Origin of the sequence: Yersinia aldovae ATCC 35236, assembly GCF_000173735.1 — a bacterium.
Lineage (GTDB): Bacteria > Pseudomonadota > Gammaproteobacteria > Enterobacterales > Enterobacteriaceae > Yersinia > Yersinia aldovae.
Genome location: NZ_ACCB01000057.1, coordinates 1 through 16,949 on the forward strand (window position 1 = coordinate 1; position 16,949 = coordinate 16,949).

Genomic DNA, 16,949 nt, shown 5'->3' on the forward strand with positions numbered 1-16,949 from the left:
CAAATCAAGTAAAGACCCCATGCCAAAAGCGTGGGGTTTTTGCTTTTCTACTATTCAGTAAATATCTCTCGGTAAAGACTCAATGGCTTAACAGTCGGCGGCGTATCCTCATCACAATAGCAGTCATGCTGCCTATATTATGTTATTAATCATATTAATATCGCCTCCTTAACATACTGCATCAACCTGGTTTTTACATTCCTACAAGTATAGAAAATTCATGCCAAGCATTTGCTACACTTTTATATGCTGACATTTCAGCAATGAAACATTTTCAGGTTGTCTCAGATCTCTCGACTTTTTACTCAAAATCCGCTATCTTCGGGCATCTAGAAGTCTAAACGTATAAACGGACATATTGAGGATATAGGCATGCCAATTCGGGTTCCCGATGAATTGCCCGCAGTGAGTTTCTTACGCAATGAGAACGTTTTTGTCATGACCTCATCGCGTGCGAAAACTCAGGAGATTCGCCCGCTGAAAGTGTTGGTTTTGAATCTAATGCCTAAGAAAATTGAGACGGAAAATCAATTCCTACGTTTACTCTCTAATTCACCCCTACAGATCGATATCCAATTGCTACGCATTGATAGCCGTGAGTCAAAAAATACGCCGACGGAGCATCTGAACAACTTCTATTGTGACTTTGACGATATCCAGGACCAGAATTTTGACGGGCTGATCGTAACGGGTGCCCCTTTGGGGTTGGTCGATTTTTGTGACGTCGCCTATTGGCCACAGATCGAGCGTATTATTGCTTGGGCAAAGGAGCATGTGACCTCAACCTTATTCGTGTGTTGGGCGGTACAGGCGGCATTAAATATCTTGTATGGCATTCCTAAGATGACCCGAGAGGTGAAGCTGTCCGGTATTTATCAGCATCAGACGTTGGAACCGTTGGCGCTGCTGACGCGTGGTTTTGACGAGACATTTCTGGCTCCTCATTCTCGCTATGCTGACTTTCCACTTGAGGTACTCAAGCAATACCCGGATCTGGATATTTTGGTTTCATCAGAAGAGGCTGGAGCCTATCTGTTTGCCAGTAAAGATAAGCGGGTCGCCTTTGTTACCGGCCATCCTGAATACGATGTTGGTACGCTGGCAGGTGAATATCAGCGTGATTTGGCTGCGGGCCTTAATCCACAGGTGCCTCTCAATTATTTCCCGCATAACGATGCATCTTTGCCACCCAAAGCGTCCTGGCGCAGCCACGGACATTTGCTATTTGCCAACTGGCTAAACTATTACGTGTACCAAATCACGCCATTTGATTTACGCCACATGAATCCTACTCTCGACTAATCTATCCCCGTTCTGAATGTTAATAATGGCGGCTGAATCGAGGCCGCCTGCCCATTTCCCCTTTCTTTTATTCTAATTACCCACCCTCAAACTGGTCTGATCTCCTTGCTAAACAAGGAGTTATCTCGATTTTAATCATCTAATGGAATCTTATTCCTGTTATTTTAATTATTGATATATTGTTAACATAATGATAAATAAAGATTAAAAAAGTATTTTTAATAAAATGGAAATCGTTTTTGATTTTAATGATTAATTGATTATTCTTAGTGCTGTCGGGTTAAAAAATAACGATGAAATCCAGTCTTTAATTTCCAGCCGGAATGCATTACCCGATGAGAATCCAACAGTGACGCTGCGTTAGCGTTGATGTAAACGTCGTGAGATGGGTAAGGGGAAGGATAATGACACAACAGTTAGTTAGCACGGAGTTAGTTTTTACACAGCATTTTAATGCTGCTGAGAGGCAGGTTTTGCCAGAAGAGGCGATTGAATTCTTGACCGAATTGGTGGTGAAATTTGCTGCTCCTCGTAGCAAACTCCTTGCTGTGCGGGCATCCTGGCAACAGGTAATCGACCAGGGTGGGTTGCCTGATTTTATTTCGGAAACCAATTCCATTCGTGAGTCCGACTGGAAAATTCAGGGGATACCTGCTGATTTACGTGATCGTCGAGTTGAGATTACCGGGCCGGTTGAGCGCAAAATGGTGATTAATGCTCTCAACGCCAACGTAAAAGTCTTTATGGCGGATTTTGAAGATTCTCTGGCACCGAGCTGGGACAAAGTTATCGACGGCCAAATTAATCTGCATGATGCGGTGAATAGAACCATTTCTTATAAAAATGAATCCGGCAAGATTTATCAGCTCAAACCTAACCCTGCGGTACTGATTGCGCGAGTTCGTGGCCTGCATTTACCGGAAAAACATGTTAAATGGCAGGGCGAAGCGATTCCTGGCGGCCTATTCGATTTTGCTTTGTATTTCTACCATAACTATAAGCAATTACTTGCCAATGGCAGCGGTCCTTATTTTTATTTGCCGAAGATGCAGTCTTATCAGGAAGCCGCGTGGTGGAGTGATGTTTTCAGCTTTACCGAGCAGCGGTTTGATCTTCCGCAAGGTACGATTAAAGCCACCGTATTAATTGAGACATTACCTGCTGTATTCCAAATGGATGAGATCCTCTATCACCTGCGCCATCACATTGTTGGTCTGAATTGTGGCCGCTGGGACTATATCTTCAGTTATATCAAAACACTGAAGAATCACGGCGATCGCGTACTGCCAGATCGTCAGTCAGTCACCATGAATAAGCCGTTCTTGAGTGCGTATTCCCGTTTACTGATCAGAACCTGTCATAAACGCGGTGCTCTGGCGATGGGGGGCATGGCGGCCTTTATCCCGAATAAAGACCCAGAGAAAAATGCGCAGGTATTGGATAAAGTCCGTGTAGACAAAGAGTTAGAAGCCAGTAATGGTCATGACGGTACTTGGGTTGCCCACCCTGGGCTGGCTGATACGGTGATGGAGGTGTTCAACAAGGTGTTGGGCGATAGGCCAAATCAGTTAGAGGTGAGCCGCGGGCAGGACAAACCGATCACTGCCACTGAACTACTGGAGCCTTGTACTGGCGATCGTACCGAAGAGGGAATGCGGGCCAATATCCGCGTGGCAGTGCAATACATCGAAGCCTGGATTTCTGGCAATGGTTGCGTGCCGATTTATGGCCTGATGGAAGATGCGGCGACGGCTGAGATATCCCGTACTTCTATTTGGCAATGGATACATCACCAAAAAAGCCTGAGTAATGGTCAAACGGTGACCAAAGAGCTGTTTCGCAGCATGTTGAGTGAAGAAATGCAGGTCGTGAAGCTGGAACTTGGCGCACAGCGCTTTGATGGCGGGCGGTTTGAAGAAGCTGCGCGCCTGATGGAGCAGATTACAACACAAGACGAGCTTATCGACTTCCTGACGTTGCCGGGCTATGCATTACTCGCCTAGGCCTGCTATTTGACCCTACAAAATTAAATAATAAGGAATATCGCCATGACGACCTCTCGTGCTCAACAGATTCAGCAATTGAAAGATGAATGGAAATTACCGCGCTGGGAGGGCATTACCCGCCCATATAGTGCGGAAGAGGTGATCAAACTGCGCGGTTCAGTGAACCCAGAATGCACGCTGGCACAGCACGGTGCGGACAGACTGTGGGAATTACTGCACGGTGGTGCGCGTAAAGGGTATATCAACTGTCTGGGGGCGTTAACCGGTGGTCAGGCTCTGCAACAGGCAAAAGCCGGTGTCGAGGCGATTTATCTGTCGGGCTGGCAGGTTGCCGCAGATGCTAATACCGCCTCCAGTATGTATCCGGATCAGTCTTTGTACCCGGTGGACTCGGTTCCAGCAGTGGTAAAGCGTATTAATAACAGTTTCCGTCGTGCTGATCAGATTCAGTGGTCGAATAATATTGAACCGGGTAGCAAAGGTTACACTGACTATTTCCTGCCCATTGTCGCGGATGCTGAAGCGGGTTTTGGCGGCGTGCTAAACGCGTTTGAATTGATGAAAGCGATGATCGAGGCCGGTGCGGCGGGCGTACATTTTGAAGACCAACTGGCGGCGGTGAAGAAGTGTGGTCATATGGGCGGTAAAGTGTTGGTGCCGACTCAGGAAGCGATTCAGAAGTTAGTCGCAGCACGTCTGGCCGCAGATGTGTTAGGTGTGCCAACATTGCTGATTGCCCGTACCGATGCTGATGCGGCTGATTTGCTGACCTCTGATTGTGACCCATATGACAGCGAGTTTGTGGTCGGTGAGCGAACACCAGAAGGCTTCTTCCGCACTCATGCGGGTATCGAGCAAGCCATCAGCCGTGGCCTGGCTTATGCCCCTTATGCCGATTTGGTGTGGTGCGAAACCTCCACGCCGGACTTGGCATTGGCTAAACGTTTTGCCGACGCGGTTCATGAAAAGTTCCCAGGAAAATTATTGGCTTACAACTGCTCACCGTCGTTCAACTGGAAGAAAAACTTGAATGACCAAGAGATTGCCAGCTTCCAGGATGAACTGTCTGCGATGGGTTACAAATACCAGTTTATTACCTTAGCGGGTATCCATAGCATGTGGTTCAACATGTTTGATCTGGCCCATGCTTACGCGCAGGGTGAAGGTATGAAGCACTACGTTGAGAAGGTGCAGCAGCCCGAATTTGCCTCGGTTGAGCGCGGCTATACCTTCGCATCACATCAGCAGGAAGTGGGTACTGGCTACTTTGATAAAGTCACCAATATCATTCAGGGTGGCGAATCATCAGTCACTGCACTGACCGGTTCGACGGAAGAACAGCAATTCTAAATGCTGTTTGACTGAACGCGTGTCTGATCTGGAGCCTGCATATGCAGGCTCTGTTCTGTATAGCAGGAGGTGAGCATGGCGGTAAAACTGGAGCAACTGATCGCTCAGACAATTTTGCAGGGATTCGACGCGCAATATGGCCGTTTTTTAGAGGTCACCGCCGGCGCTCAGCATCGTTTTGAACAAGCGGAGTGGCACGCCGTACAACAGGCGATGAAAAAGCGTATTCATCTCTATGATCACCACGTTGGTTTGGTGGTTGAGCAACTAAAGCACATCACTGATCAGCGCTGTTTTGATGCGGAATTTCTGGCGCGAGTAAAAGCGATCTACACTGAGTTGTTACCAGATTATCCACGTTTTGAAATTGCGGAGAGTTTTTTTAATTCGGTTTACTGCCGCTTGTTTAAACACCGTGATTTAACACCGGATAAGTTGTTTGTGTTCAGCTCGCAACCTGAGCGGCGCTTTCGTGAGATCCCACGTCCCTTAGCGCGCGATTTTTCCCCAAAAGGGGCCTTGAGTGGCATGTTGCAGGTGGTTCTGAGTGATTTACCGCTGCGTTTGCCGTGGGAGAATCTGGCGCGGGATATTGATTATATTACAGTTGCATTGCGTCAAACCTTTACCGATGAACAACTCGCTAATGCGCATTTCCAAATCGCTAATGAACTGTTTTATCGCAACAAAGCGGCTTGGTTAGTGGGTAAATTGCGGCTGGCTGAGGATGTCTATCCATTCTTGCTACCAATCCATCACAATGAATCTGGCGCGCTATTTATTGATACCTGCTTAACCAGTAAAGCAGAGGCCAGTATTGTATTTGGTTTCGCCCGCTCTTACTTTATGGTTTATGCCCCACTGCCTGCGGCAATGGTGGAATGGCTGCGAGAAATATTACCGGGCAAATCGACGGCTGAATTGTATATGGCGATTGGCTGCCAAAAACACGGTAAAACGGAAAGCTATCGTGAATATCTCACTTTCGTCCATCAATCCAGCGAACAATTTATCATTGCTCCTGGCGTCAAAGGCATGGTGATGCTGGTATTCACATTGCCGTCATTTGATCGGGTATTTAAAGTGATTAAAGATGAGTTTGCGCCGCAAAAAGAGGTGACTCAGGCGCGGGTTTTAGAATGCTATCAATTGGTTAAAGAACACGATCGTGTCGGGCGCATGGCGGATACCCAAGAGTATGAGAATTTTGTCATTGATAAGCATCGCATCAGCTCGGAATTACTAACTGAATTACAGCGCGAAGTGCCAGAAAAACTGGAGGATTTAGGCGATCAGATCATCATTAAGCACCTGTATATGGAGCGGCGGATGACGCCATTGAATCTCTATATGGAGCAGGCAAATGATCAGCAGTTGAAAGATGCTATCGAAGAATATGGCAATGCCATTAAACAACTGGCAGCGGCGAATATCTTCCCCGGAGACATGTTATTTAAGAACTTCGGGGTAACCCGTCACGGCCGTGTGGTGTTCTACGATTATGATGAAATCTGCTATATGACCGAGGTGAATTTCCGCGATATTCCGCCACCGCGCTACCCAGAAGATGAGATGGCCAGCGAGCCGTGGTATAGCGTGTCACCCAATGATGTCTTTCCAGAAGAGTTCCGCCACTTCCTCTGTACTGACTTGAAGATACGGCATTATTTCGAGGAAATGCACAGTGACTTGTTCCATGCCAGTTACTGGCGCGGTTTGCAGCAGCGTATCCGTGATGGGCATGTGGAGGATGTTTTTGCTTATCGTCGAAAACAACGCTTCTCCCAGAGAGTGATCTCTTGACGGCTACTGCGCGTGCGGATTTTGGGCTTGCGCTGTGCTCGAACTCCTCGCGTATTACATATACGCTCCGGGTTCTGCGCGCAGGGCGCACCCAAACTCCTTTCGCTCGCTACGCCTTGGTTGGATTGAAAAATACAGATGAATAACGATATCAAATGAAGGGGAATCGTGCCGTTGGGGTCGTAGCGGCGTGAGCCGCCGGAGTGCCCCTAGGTGCGGTAAACCCTTCGATCACTGTGCTTAATCTACGGCGTCTTTACGATCTGCTTGTTCTCACCGAACGACAAAGTTTTTATGCATTCGATTATTTAATTAATTACGATTCCCGCCGCCGTATGATTGAGTTATTTCTTTCGCAGCATGAATAACCAGTGCGCCAAGCTCTGTGACACGATCGTCGGTAATGCGCGATACCGGGCCGGAAATAGAGATTGCTGCAAAAGCCTCGTGGTGTTCATCAAACAGGCAGGCGGCGATACAGCGTAGTCCGAGAGCATGTTCTTCATCGTCGAATGAATAACCTTGTTTGCGAATTAGCGCCAGATTCTCTTTCAAACAGGCAGGGCTGGTGCGGGTATGCTGTGTGTAAGCATGTAGCCCTTTCTTATGCAGGAGTTGCACTAATTGCTCGTCTGGCAGGGTGGAGAGAAAAGCTTTACCGGCCCCAGAGGCGTGCATCGGCAGTTTGCCGCCAATCGGTGCGGACATCCGCATCAACGCGGTACATTGCACCTGATCGATAATAATGGCCTGATAGTCGCTATGGTCAAGCACCGCCAGATTCACGGTTTCGCCGGATTCATCCATCAATCGGCGTAACATCGGGTGAACCATCGCCAGCAAATTGCGGCTTTGCAGAAAGCTGCTGCCGACAATAAAGGCGTGAGCGCCCATCGTCCACAGCCCCAAATCTCCCACCTGACGGACAAAACCTTGCTGTTGCATGGTGGTTAACAGACGATGAGTGGTGGAATTGGGTAAACCTGCCTGTTGCGCCAAATCTGTCAGTGCCACACTTCCCTGCGCTTCGGAAATATATTCCAGTAATTTAAGCCCGCGGGTCAATGACTGAACCTGACCGGTTGCTGCTGTGGTAGTTTGCGCAGCCGCCTTGGGTTTCTTTCCCCGTTTGATCGGAATCGGTAACGCCATAAATTAGCCTCTCAGATATTTTTATGGAATTCATTTTCGTTTTTCAATTATGCATGTAAACCCCAAGGAATGCTCATCCGATGAGTCAGCTTTTCAACCTGAAAAAGTCTCAACTGTGAGTGGACTCATTACGTTGATAACTTGTGCTAGGATGATTGACGAGTTTGTCGAATGGCTTATTTTTGTAGCAGATTAGTTTTGCGACATATCGAAAGGTGCGCACGGCAAAAGATGCATCGGGTGATGGCAAGGCAACAGGGCAAAGAGGCGGCAGTGGTGGATACAGTAATAAGTAACAGAGCATTTACGAAAGAAAATGTTAAAGAGTTACACCAGCAGTTGGCACAACGTATTTTAGTGCTGGATGGTGGTATGGGTACCATGATCCAGAGCTATAAGTTGGAAGAGGAGGATTATCGCGGGGCGCGCTTCGCTGATTGGCCAAGTGATCTGAAAGGTAACAATGACTTGCTGGTGCTTTCTCAGCCGGATGTGATTATTGCTATTCATAACGCCTATCTTGAAGCCGGTGCTGATATTCTCGAAACCAATACATTTAACTCCACCCCCATTGCGATGGCGGATTACCAGATGGAGTTGCTATCCGCTGAAATTAACTATGAAGCTGCTCGTCTGGCGCGTATCTGCGCCGATGAATGGACGGCTCGCACACCAGACAAGCCACGTTATGTCGCCGGGGTGCTTGGCCCTACCAACCGAACCGCGTCTATTTCACCTAAAGTTAATGATCCGGCATTCCGTAATGTCAGTTTTGATCAGTTGGTTGAGGCTTACCGTGAATCGACCCGCGCGCTGATTGAGGGCGGTGTCGATCTGATTATGATTGAAACGGTCTTTGATACCCTTAATGCCAAAGCCGCCACCTTTGCGGTCGAATCTGAATTTGAAGCGATGGGCGTGCTGTTGCCGGTGATGATTTCCGGCACCATTACCGATGCTTCTGGCCGCACCTTATCTGGCCAAACCACGGAAGCGTTTTATAACTCTCTGCGCCATGTTAACCCCCTTTCTTTCGGCCTCAACTGTGCTTTGGGGCCAGATGAGTTACGCCAATATGTGGCTGAGTTATCACGTATTTCTGAATATTATGTCAGTGCGCATCCGAATGCTGGTTTGCCGAATGCCTTTGGTGAATACGATCTTGAAGCCAAAGAGATGGCTGATCAGATTGGCGAGTGGGCGCGGGCGGGATTTCTAAATATCGTCGGTGGCTGCTGTGGTACCACGCCACGGCATATTGCTGCGATGGTCAAAGCGGTGGCGGGTGTGCCCCCGCGCCAGTTGCCGGATATTCCGGTGGCTTGCCGCCTGGCCGGTCTGGAACCGCTGACTATCGATGCCAATTCGCTGTTTGTTAACGTTGGTGAGCGTACCAACGTCACCGGCTCGGCCCGTTTTAAGCGGCTGATAAAAGAAGATAAATATGATGAGGCGCTGGATGTAGCGCGCCAACAGGTTGAAAGCGGCGCTCAGATAATCGACATCAATATGGATGAAGGGATGCTGGATGCTGAAGCCGCAATGGTGCGCTTCCTTAACCTGATTGCCGGTGAACCTGATATCGCCCGCGTGCCGATCATGATCGACTCCTCCAAGTGGGATGTGATTGAAAAAGGGCTGAAATGTATTCAGGGCAAGGGCATCGTGAACTCTATTTCGATGAAAGAGGGTGAGGCTGCCTTTATTCATCACGCCAAACTGGTTCGCCGTTATGGTGCGGCGATGGTGGTGATGGCATTTGATGAAACCGGGCAGGCTGATACTCGCGCCCGCAAAATTGAGATTTGCCGCCGTGCCTATAAGATATTGACCGAAACCGTGGGTTTCCCGCCGGAAGACATTATCTTTGACCCGAATATTTTCGCGGTCGCAACCGGGATTGAAGAGCATAACAACTATGCGGTCGACTTTATTGAAGCTTGTGCTGATATTAAAGCCGAACTGCCACATGCCATGATTTCAGGCGGCGTATCCAACGTTTCTTTCTCCTTCCGTGGTAATGATCCGGTGCGTGAAGCTATTCACGCCGTATTTCTTTATTACGCCATTCGTAATGGGATGGATATGGGTATCGTCAATGCCGGGCAGTTGGCTATCTATGACGACCTGTCGGATGAGCTACGAGACGCGGTTGAGGATGTCATTCTTAACCGCCGTAGCGACAGCACCGAGCGCTTGTTGGATCTGGCCGAAAAATACCGCAGCAGCAAAAGTGGTGAAGTGGCGATTCAGCAAGCGGAATGGCGTGGCTGGGAGGTAAAAAAACGGCTGGAATATTCACTGGTTAAAGGGATTACCGAGTTCATCGAGCGGGATACCGAAGAAGCCCGCCAGCAAGCTGATCGGCCTATTGAAGTGATCGAAGGGCCGCTAATGGCGGGGATGAATGTGGTGGGTGACCTGTTCGGTGAAGGGAAAATGTTCCTGCCGCAGGTGGTGAAATCAGCCCGAGTGATGAAACAGGCGGTCGCCTATCTTGAACCTTATATTGAAGCCAGCAAACAGAAAGGCACTACCGCCGGTAAGATATTGCTAGCGACAGTCAAAGGCGATGTGCATGACATCGGTAAAAATATTGTTGGCGTGGTTTTACAGTGTAATAACTACGAGATTATCGATCTGGGCGTGATGGTGCCAACCGAGAAAATCTTGCGTACCGCACGGGAAGAAAAAGTCGATATCATCGGTTTATCTGGCCTGATAACCCCGTCGCTCGATGAGATGGTCAACGTGGCCAAGGAGATGGAGCGTCAGGGCTTTACCTTGCCGTTGCTGATTGGGGGAGCTACCACCTCTAAAGCGCATACGGCGGTTAAGATCGAGCAGAACTACAGCGGCTCGACCACTTATGTGTCTAATGCCTCGCGCAGTGTTGGCGTGGTTTCAGCGTTATTATCTGATACACAACGCGATGATTTTGTAGCGAAAACTCGCAAAGAATATGAAACTGTCCGTATCCAACATGCACGTAAAAAACCGCGCACCCCACCGGTTAGCTTAGCGGCGGCACGAGATAACCATACGGTTATCGATTGGGAGAATTACACTCCACCAGTGGCACATAAGTTAGGTGTGCAGGCAGTGGAGGCCAGCATCGAAACTTTGCGTAACTACATCGACTGGACACCATTCTTTATGACCTGGTCGCTGGCGGGTAAGTATCCACGCATTCTGGCAGATGAAGTGGTGGGTGAAGAGGCCAAACGTCTGCTTGCCGATGCCAATGAAATGCTGGATAAGCTGTCAGCGGAGGGCTTACTGCATCCAAAAGGTGTCGTGGGGCTATTTCCGGCCAACAGTGTTGGCGATGATATCGAAATTTATCGTGATGAGCGGCGTGATGAGGTGCTGGTGGTCAGCCGCCATTTACGTCAGCAAACCGAGAAAACTGATTTCCCGAACTACTGTCTGGCGGATTATGTTGCGCCTAAATCCAGCGGTAAAGCCGATTACTACGGTGCTTTCGCTGTTACCGGTGGGCTGGAAGAAGATGCGCTGGCTAATGCCTATGACGCTCAACATGATGATTACAACAAAATCATGATTAAGGCGCTATCAGACCGTTTGGCTGAAGCTTTTGCAGAATATCTGCATGAGCGGGTGCGCAAAGTCTATTGGGGATTTGCACCCCATGAAAATCTGACCAACGAAGAGTTAGTGCGCGAGAACTATCAGGGGATTCGCCCGGCTCCGGGGTATCCTGCCTGCCCAGAACATACAGAGAAAGGCCAAATCTGGCAGTTGCTGGATGTGGAAGCTCACACCGGCATGAAACTGACCGAATCCTACGCCATGTGGCCAGGGGCCTCGGTATCGGGCTGGTATTTCAGCCATCCGGACAGTAAATACTTTGCTGTGGCACAGATTCAGCGTGATCAGGTTGAAGACTACGCCGCCCGCAAAGGGATGCCGGTCGCGGAAGTGGAGCGCTGGCTAGCCCCGAACCTGGGTTATGATGCGGATTGATCGATGCTTGGATGAGATGTTGCAGAAGGCGCTTATCACCTGCCTGCAACACTCGTTTCTTTAACTATCAGATAATTATCTATTTTTTCTCTTTGTTGACCGGCTTACCCGACCAATAACCCGCCAGCAGTGAGCCAGATAAGTTATGCCAAACAGAGAATAGCGCACCGGGCAGAGCGGCCAGCGGTGAGAAGTAAATTTTACCCAGCGTGGCTGCTAACCCTGAGTTTTGCATCCCGACTTCAATCGCCAGCGTGCGGCAGGTCGATTCATCAAAGCCGAACAGCTTCCCGCCCCAGTAGCCGGTTAACAAGCCAATGCCGTTGTGCAGAATAACCGCAATAATCACCACGAAACCGACTGACGCGATATGGCCTTGGCTACCCGCAACGACTGCGCTGATGATAGCAACAATACAGACCATCGACATCGCGGGCAGATATGGTTCGATACGTTTCACCGTTTTGGTGAAGGTGTGATGGACAACCAACCCCGCGGTAATCGGGATCACCACGATTTGCAGAATACTTTTCAGCATTCCCATCACATCAACACTGATAGTCGCATCGACATATAACCGGGTTAGCAGTGGGGTGGCAAAAACCCCGACCAGCGTAGAAACAGCAGAGATGGTGACTGAGAGCGCCACATCACCTTTAGCTAAATAGATCATCACGTTAGAGGCAGTGCCGCTGGCGACGCTACCTACCAGAACCATACCGGCAGACAAGTCCGGCGGCATACGAAACAGCATTGCCAGAATCCAGGCGGTGAGCGGCATGATCAGATAATGCAGGAATGTCGCGGCAGCCACGGGTGCCGGGCGCGCGAGTACACGTTTGAAGTCATCCAGCCGCAGAGTGACCCCCATAGCAAACATGATCAGCATCAACAGCGGGCCGATATAAGGCCCAATGCCGATAAATGTTGCCGGGCGGAAATAGGCGGCGACAGAGAGCAGCAGTGCCCACAGTGGGAACAACCGAGTGATTTTTACTAACATGAGGCGAGAATCCTTAATCGTCAGTGTCAGAGATATGAAAAACCGGACGAAATCGCCCGGTTGGTTATCTGGTTATAGTGAGTTTTTACTGTGACTTAAACTGCGGGTTATTTGAATCGCTTATTGCGTGAATAACTTACAGTTCAAACAGATTGTGATGCAGGGTTTGCACCACTTTTTCTGCATCGTGACCCGGTACTAAGAAGCACAGATTATGGCTGCTGGCGCCATAGCAAATCATGCGGATATTGAATGGGTCAAGGACACCGAACACTTCCTTACCGACACCACAAGCCTGTGACAGGTTGTTGCCGATAATTGCCACCAATGCCAGATCCTCTTCCACTTCAACCCGACATAGCGAGGAGAGTTCAGTCAGCAGTGAGGTGGTCAGCAGACTGCCCGCCGTTGATGTCGAACCTGTCGTATCAAGAGTCAGCGCGACACTCACCTCAGAGGTGGTTATCAAATCGACCGAGATATTGTGGCGTGCCAGAATGTTAAACACTTCCGCCAGGAACCCGCGTGCGTGCAGCATATTCAGGCTGTGCAGTGTCAGCAGTGTCTGTTTGCGGCGCAATGCCAAGGCACGGAACAGTGGTGGACTCTCGGTTTCATTACAGACTAACGTGCCGCCAGCCGCAGGGTCTTTGCTTGAGCCGACAAACACGGGAATATCACTGCGCACGGCTGGCAACAAGGTGGCAGGATGCAAGACTTTGGCACCAAATGTCGCCATTTCAGCCGCTTCTTCGAAAGCAATTTTATCGATGCGTTTTGCACCGGGAACTACGCGCGGGTCAGTGCTATAAATTCCTGGAACATCCGTCCAGATATCAATGCGGCGGACATTCAGCGCTTCACCCAGCAAAGCGGCGGTGTAATCGCTACCGCCACGGCCAAGAGTGGTGGTGCGACCTTTACTTTCACTGCCGATAAAACCTTGTGTGACAACAATGGCCTGCGCGATACGCGGGGCCAATTGCGTTTGGGCTAATTCAGACAGCAATTGGGTATCTGGTTCCGCACGGCCAAAACGGTCATTGGTTCGCATGATTTTGCGCACATCAAACCATTCCACTGCCACCTGACGCTGGCGGATTAGCTCGACAAATAGCAGAGTGGACATCAATTCACCGTGGCTGACCAGTTCATCGGTCAGGGCCGCAGAGGTCGCGAGACTGGCCGCTTCAGACAGCATGGACATATTTTCCAACATGCAATCAATCTCATCGCGAATCACCACCGGATTGCCGAGTTTTGTCAGAATATCGTATTGAATGCGGCGAATATCGGCTAAATGAAGTTCACGTTTTTCAGGCTCACAGCCATCGGCAAGGGCGACCAACAGATTGGTAATACCGGCAGAAGCCGACAAGATAACCAAGCGAACATCCGGGTTCGATAAAACCACATCGGCGCTGTGACTCATGGCATCAAAATCTGCCACGCTGGTGCCACCAAATTTGGCCACCACCATTGTGGAAGGGGCGCTACGGTTCTGTTGGGGTGTTATCTGTTGATGTGAAGCGGGAATCATCTAAAAAAACCTCGTGTCGGGGATGCCATCTGGGTAGGTATCTGAATTTTTCTCTGTACAAGGAAATAACGGGTTATCCACTTTCTGTCAATGAAATGGCTATGAGGTATTTTCATCTTTAATAATGTGCGCTGTGATATCACTAAATTGATTGGATGCTGGCCCGAATGTGAGCGGCCACTATACTCGTCATACTTCAAGTTGCATGTGCGTTGACTGCCTTCGCGCACCCCAGTCACTTACCTCATGTAAGCTCCTGGGGATTTACTCCGTTGCCGCCTTCCTGCAACTCGAATTATTTAGAGTATCTGATTGAAGGTCTCCAGATTATGATTAGAAATCTTAAGATGAAGCGACATATTGAGAAAACAGGGATGAGATCAAATGTTGTTTCGAGAGATAATACCTATCGCAAGAAAAGAGATCTCAATCACAGGGTTACAGGATACAATCAAGGTATTCGTTTCATTATCCTTAAGCCTAGAAGAGCGCCGCTATGAAAAATATCAATCCTAGTCAAACCGCTGCCTGGAAAGCGTTACAGCAACACTTTGAACAGATGAAAGATGTCACTATCAGCAGTCTGTTTGCCAAGGACGACCAGCGTTTTAGCCAATTTTCAGCGACTTTTGACGATCAAATGCTGGTGGATTTCTCCAAAAACCGCATTACCAGCGAAACCTTAGAAAAACTGCAAGCTCTGGCAAAAGAAACTGATCTGGCCGGTGCAATTAAGTCCATGTTCTCTGGTGAGAAAATCAACCGTACCGAAGACCGCGCAGTACTGCATATTGCTTTGCGTAACCGCAGTAACACCCCGATTGTGGTGGATGGCAAGGATGTGATGCCAGAAGTGAATGCGGTGCTGGCTAAAATGAAACAGTTCTGTGACCGCGTGATTGGTGGCGAGTGGAAAGGCTATACCGGCAAAGAGATTACTGATGTGGTGAATATCGGTATCGGTGGCTCAGATCTCGGCCCTTATATGGTGACCGAAGCACTGCGCCCGTATAAAAATCATCTGAATATGCATTTCGTTTCTAACGTTGATGGCACCCATATTGCTGAAACGTTGAAACCGCTGAACCCGGAAACCACACTGTTCCTGGTCGCATCAAAAACCTTCACCACCCAAGAAACCATGACCAACGCCCACAGTGCGCGCGACTGGTTCCTGAAAACCGCGAGTGATGAGAAGCATGTTGCGAAACACTTTGCTGCATTGTCGACCAATGCCAAAGCGGTAGGCGAGTTTGGTATTGATACCAACAATATGTTTGAGTTCTGGGATTGGGTCGGTGGCCGTTACTCTCTGTGGTCCGCCATTGGTTTATCTATCGCGCTGTCGGTTGGTTTCGAACACTTCGAACAACTGCTCAGTGGTGCACATGCGATGGACAAACACTTTGCGGAAACTCCGGCTGAGAAGAACTTGCCGATTCTGCTGGCGTTGATTGGTATCTGGTACAACAATTTCTTTGGCGCAGAAACCGAAGCCATCCTGCCATATGACCAGTATATGCACCGTTTCCCGGCTTACTTCCAGCAGGGCAATATGGAGTCCAACGGTAAATATGTAGATCGTAACGGTAATCCAGTGGATTACCAGACTGGCCCTATTATCTGGGGTGAACCAGGTACTAACGGCCAACATGCGTTCTATCAGTTGATCCATCAGGGCACCAAATTGGTTCCTTGTGACTTTATTGCACCGGCTATCAGCCATAACCCACTGAGTGATCACCACGCCAAACTGCTGTCTAACTTCTTTGCCCAGACCGAAGCATTGGCATTTGGCAAATCACTGGCAGAAGTTGAAGCTGAATTTGCTGCGGCCGGTAAAACGCCTGAGCAAGTGGCTCATGTTGCGCCGTTCAAAGTGTTTGAAGGCAACCGCCCAACCAACTCCATCCTGCTGCGTGAAATTACGCCGTTCAGCCTAGGGGCATTGATTGCGCTGTATGAACACAAAATATTCACCCAAGGGATTATCCTGAATATCTACACCTTCGACCAATGGGGTGTTGAGCTGGGTAAACAACTGGCTAATCGCATCTTGCCAGAACTGGCAGATGATAAAAACGTAACCAGTCATGACAGTTCTACCAATGCGTTGATAAACCGTTTCAAGAACTGGCGTTAAGCTTACGGGCTTAAGCTCTCTGATCCGTGCTTATTAGCCCCTTACCCAGTAAGGGGCTTTTTTTCGGCCCGGATTATTTCACCTACTTTCAATAGGAGTATTTATGGCCAAAAATTCGCGCTCACAGTGGATAGCCAAAAATCTACAGCGTTTACTGAATGTGGGGTTGATCGCATTGGCCGCTATTTTGGTGGTCTTTTTGATAAAAGAAACCTTCCATCTTGGAAAGGTTTTATTCGTCAATAATCAGGATGCGTCTTCTTACATGCTGATTGAAGGGATTGTAATTTACTTTCTGTACTTCGAGTTTATCGCATTGATTGTTAAATACTTTGAGTCAGGTTATCACTTCCCACTGCGCTATTTTATTTATATTGGGATCACTGCGATTATCCGCCTGATCATCGTTGATCATGAAAATCCAATTGATACGCTGATTTATTCCGGCTCGATATTGCTGCTGGTGGTGACGTTGTATTTGGCCAATACCGAAAGATTAAAAAGAGAATAACCCTTCATCCTTGACGCTACAGCGGTGTTAGCTGCACTCATTACTCGGCCCATCCATGGCCCTCGCCTCTGCGAGGCCGCTGCAAGCAGCGTTCAAATCTGCTCCCTGCAGATTTGTCACCCGAATCACTTACTTGAGTAAGCTCATCGGGA

At 48.9% G+C, this 16,949-nt stretch carries 10 protein-coding genes; 7 read left to right on the forward strand and 3 right to left on the reverse strand.

Translation table 11 applies throughout. The features are described from left to right. Nucleotides 1-372 precede the first annotated feature (372 nt). From metA to aceK, 4 genes are all read left to right on the forward strand, one after another. Nucleotides 373-1,302 (forward strand): homoserine O-acetyltransferase MetA, encoded by a 930-nt coding sequence (gene metA / locus YALDO0001_RS18025; RefSeq protein ID WP_004705318.1) that lies wholly within the window; start codon nucleotides 373-375, stop codon nucleotides 1,300-1,302. A 404-nt stretch (nucleotides 1,303-1,706) separates the two neighbouring features. After that, nucleotides 1,707-3,305, forward strand: a complete 1,599-nt coding sequence (gene aceB, locus YALDO0001_RS18030) for a malate synthase A (RefSeq protein WP_004705320.1) — start codon at nucleotides 1,707-1,709, stop codon at nucleotides 3,303-3,305. Nucleotides 3,306-3,350: 45 nt separating this feature from the next. Then, nucleotides 3,351-4,658 (forward strand): isocitrate lyase, encoded by a 1,308-nt coding sequence (gene aceA / locus YALDO0001_RS18035; protein ID WP_004705322.1) that lies wholly within the window; start codon nucleotides 3,351-3,353, stop codon nucleotides 4,656-4,658. A gap of 75 nt (nucleotides 4,659-4,733) precedes the next feature. Then, a complete protein-coding gene (gene aceK / locus YALDO0001_RS18040; RefSeq protein ID WP_004705324.1) occupies nucleotides 4,734-6,461 on the forward strand; it encodes a bifunctional isocitrate dehydrogenase kinase/phosphatase in 1,728 nt (575 codons plus the stop codon). A gap of 312 nt (nucleotides 6,462-6,773) precedes the next feature. Here aceK and iclR read toward each other — a convergent pair whose 3' ends face one another. After that, nucleotides 6,774-7,613 (reverse strand): glyoxylate bypass operon transcriptional repressor IclR, encoded by an 840-nt coding sequence (gene iclR, locus YALDO0001_RS18045; RefSeq protein WP_004705326.1) that lies wholly within the window; start codon nucleotides 7,611-7,613, stop codon nucleotides 6,774-6,776. Nucleotides 7,614-7,886: 273 nt separating this feature from the next. Between iclR and metH the strand changes: the two genes are divergently transcribed. Further along, on the forward strand, nucleotides 7,887-11,600 hold the full coding sequence (gene metH, locus YALDO0001_RS18050; RefSeq protein ID WP_042840483.1) for a methionine synthase: 3,714 nt from the start codon (nucleotides 7,887-7,889) through the stop codon (nucleotides 11,598-11,600). Between the two features lie 79 nt (nucleotides 11,601-11,679). On the opposite strand, the gene panS is transcribed toward metH, so the two are convergent. Both panS and lysC read right to left on the reverse strand, forming a co-directional pair. Next, nucleotides 11,680-12,603: a ketopantoate/pantoate/pantothenate transporter PanS gene (panS, locus tag YALDO0001_RS18055; protein ID WP_004705329.1), complete on the reverse strand. Its 924-nt coding sequence runs from the start codon at nucleotides 12,601-12,603 to the stop codon at nucleotides 11,680-11,682. 136 nt (nucleotides 12,604-12,739) lie between these two features. Continuing rightward, nucleotides 12,740-14,143 (reverse strand): lysine-sensitive aspartokinase 3, encoded by a 1,404-nt coding sequence (gene lysC, locus YALDO0001_RS18060; protein WP_042840482.1) that lies wholly within the window; start codon nucleotides 14,141-14,143, stop codon nucleotides 12,740-12,742. A 496-nt stretch (nucleotides 14,144-14,639) separates the two neighbouring features. Here lysC and pgi point away from each other — a divergent pair, with 496 nt between their 5' ends. Then, the gene (pgi, locus tag YALDO0001_RS18065; protein ID WP_004705333.1) at nucleotides 14,640-16,286 is read left to right on the forward strand and encodes a glucose-6-phosphate isomerase; all 1,647 of its coding nucleotides are present in this window, start codon (nucleotides 14,640-14,642) and stop codon (nucleotides 16,284-16,286) included. A gap of 103 nt (nucleotides 16,287-16,389) precedes the next feature. Further along, complete coding sequence (gene psiE, locus YALDO0001_RS18070; RefSeq protein WP_004705335.1) at nucleotides 16,390-16,797, forward strand: phosphate-starvation-inducible protein PsiE; 408 nt, start codon at nucleotides 16,390-16,392, stop codon at nucleotides 16,795-16,797. The last annotated feature ends 152 nt before the right edge of the window (nucleotides 16,798-16,949 follow it).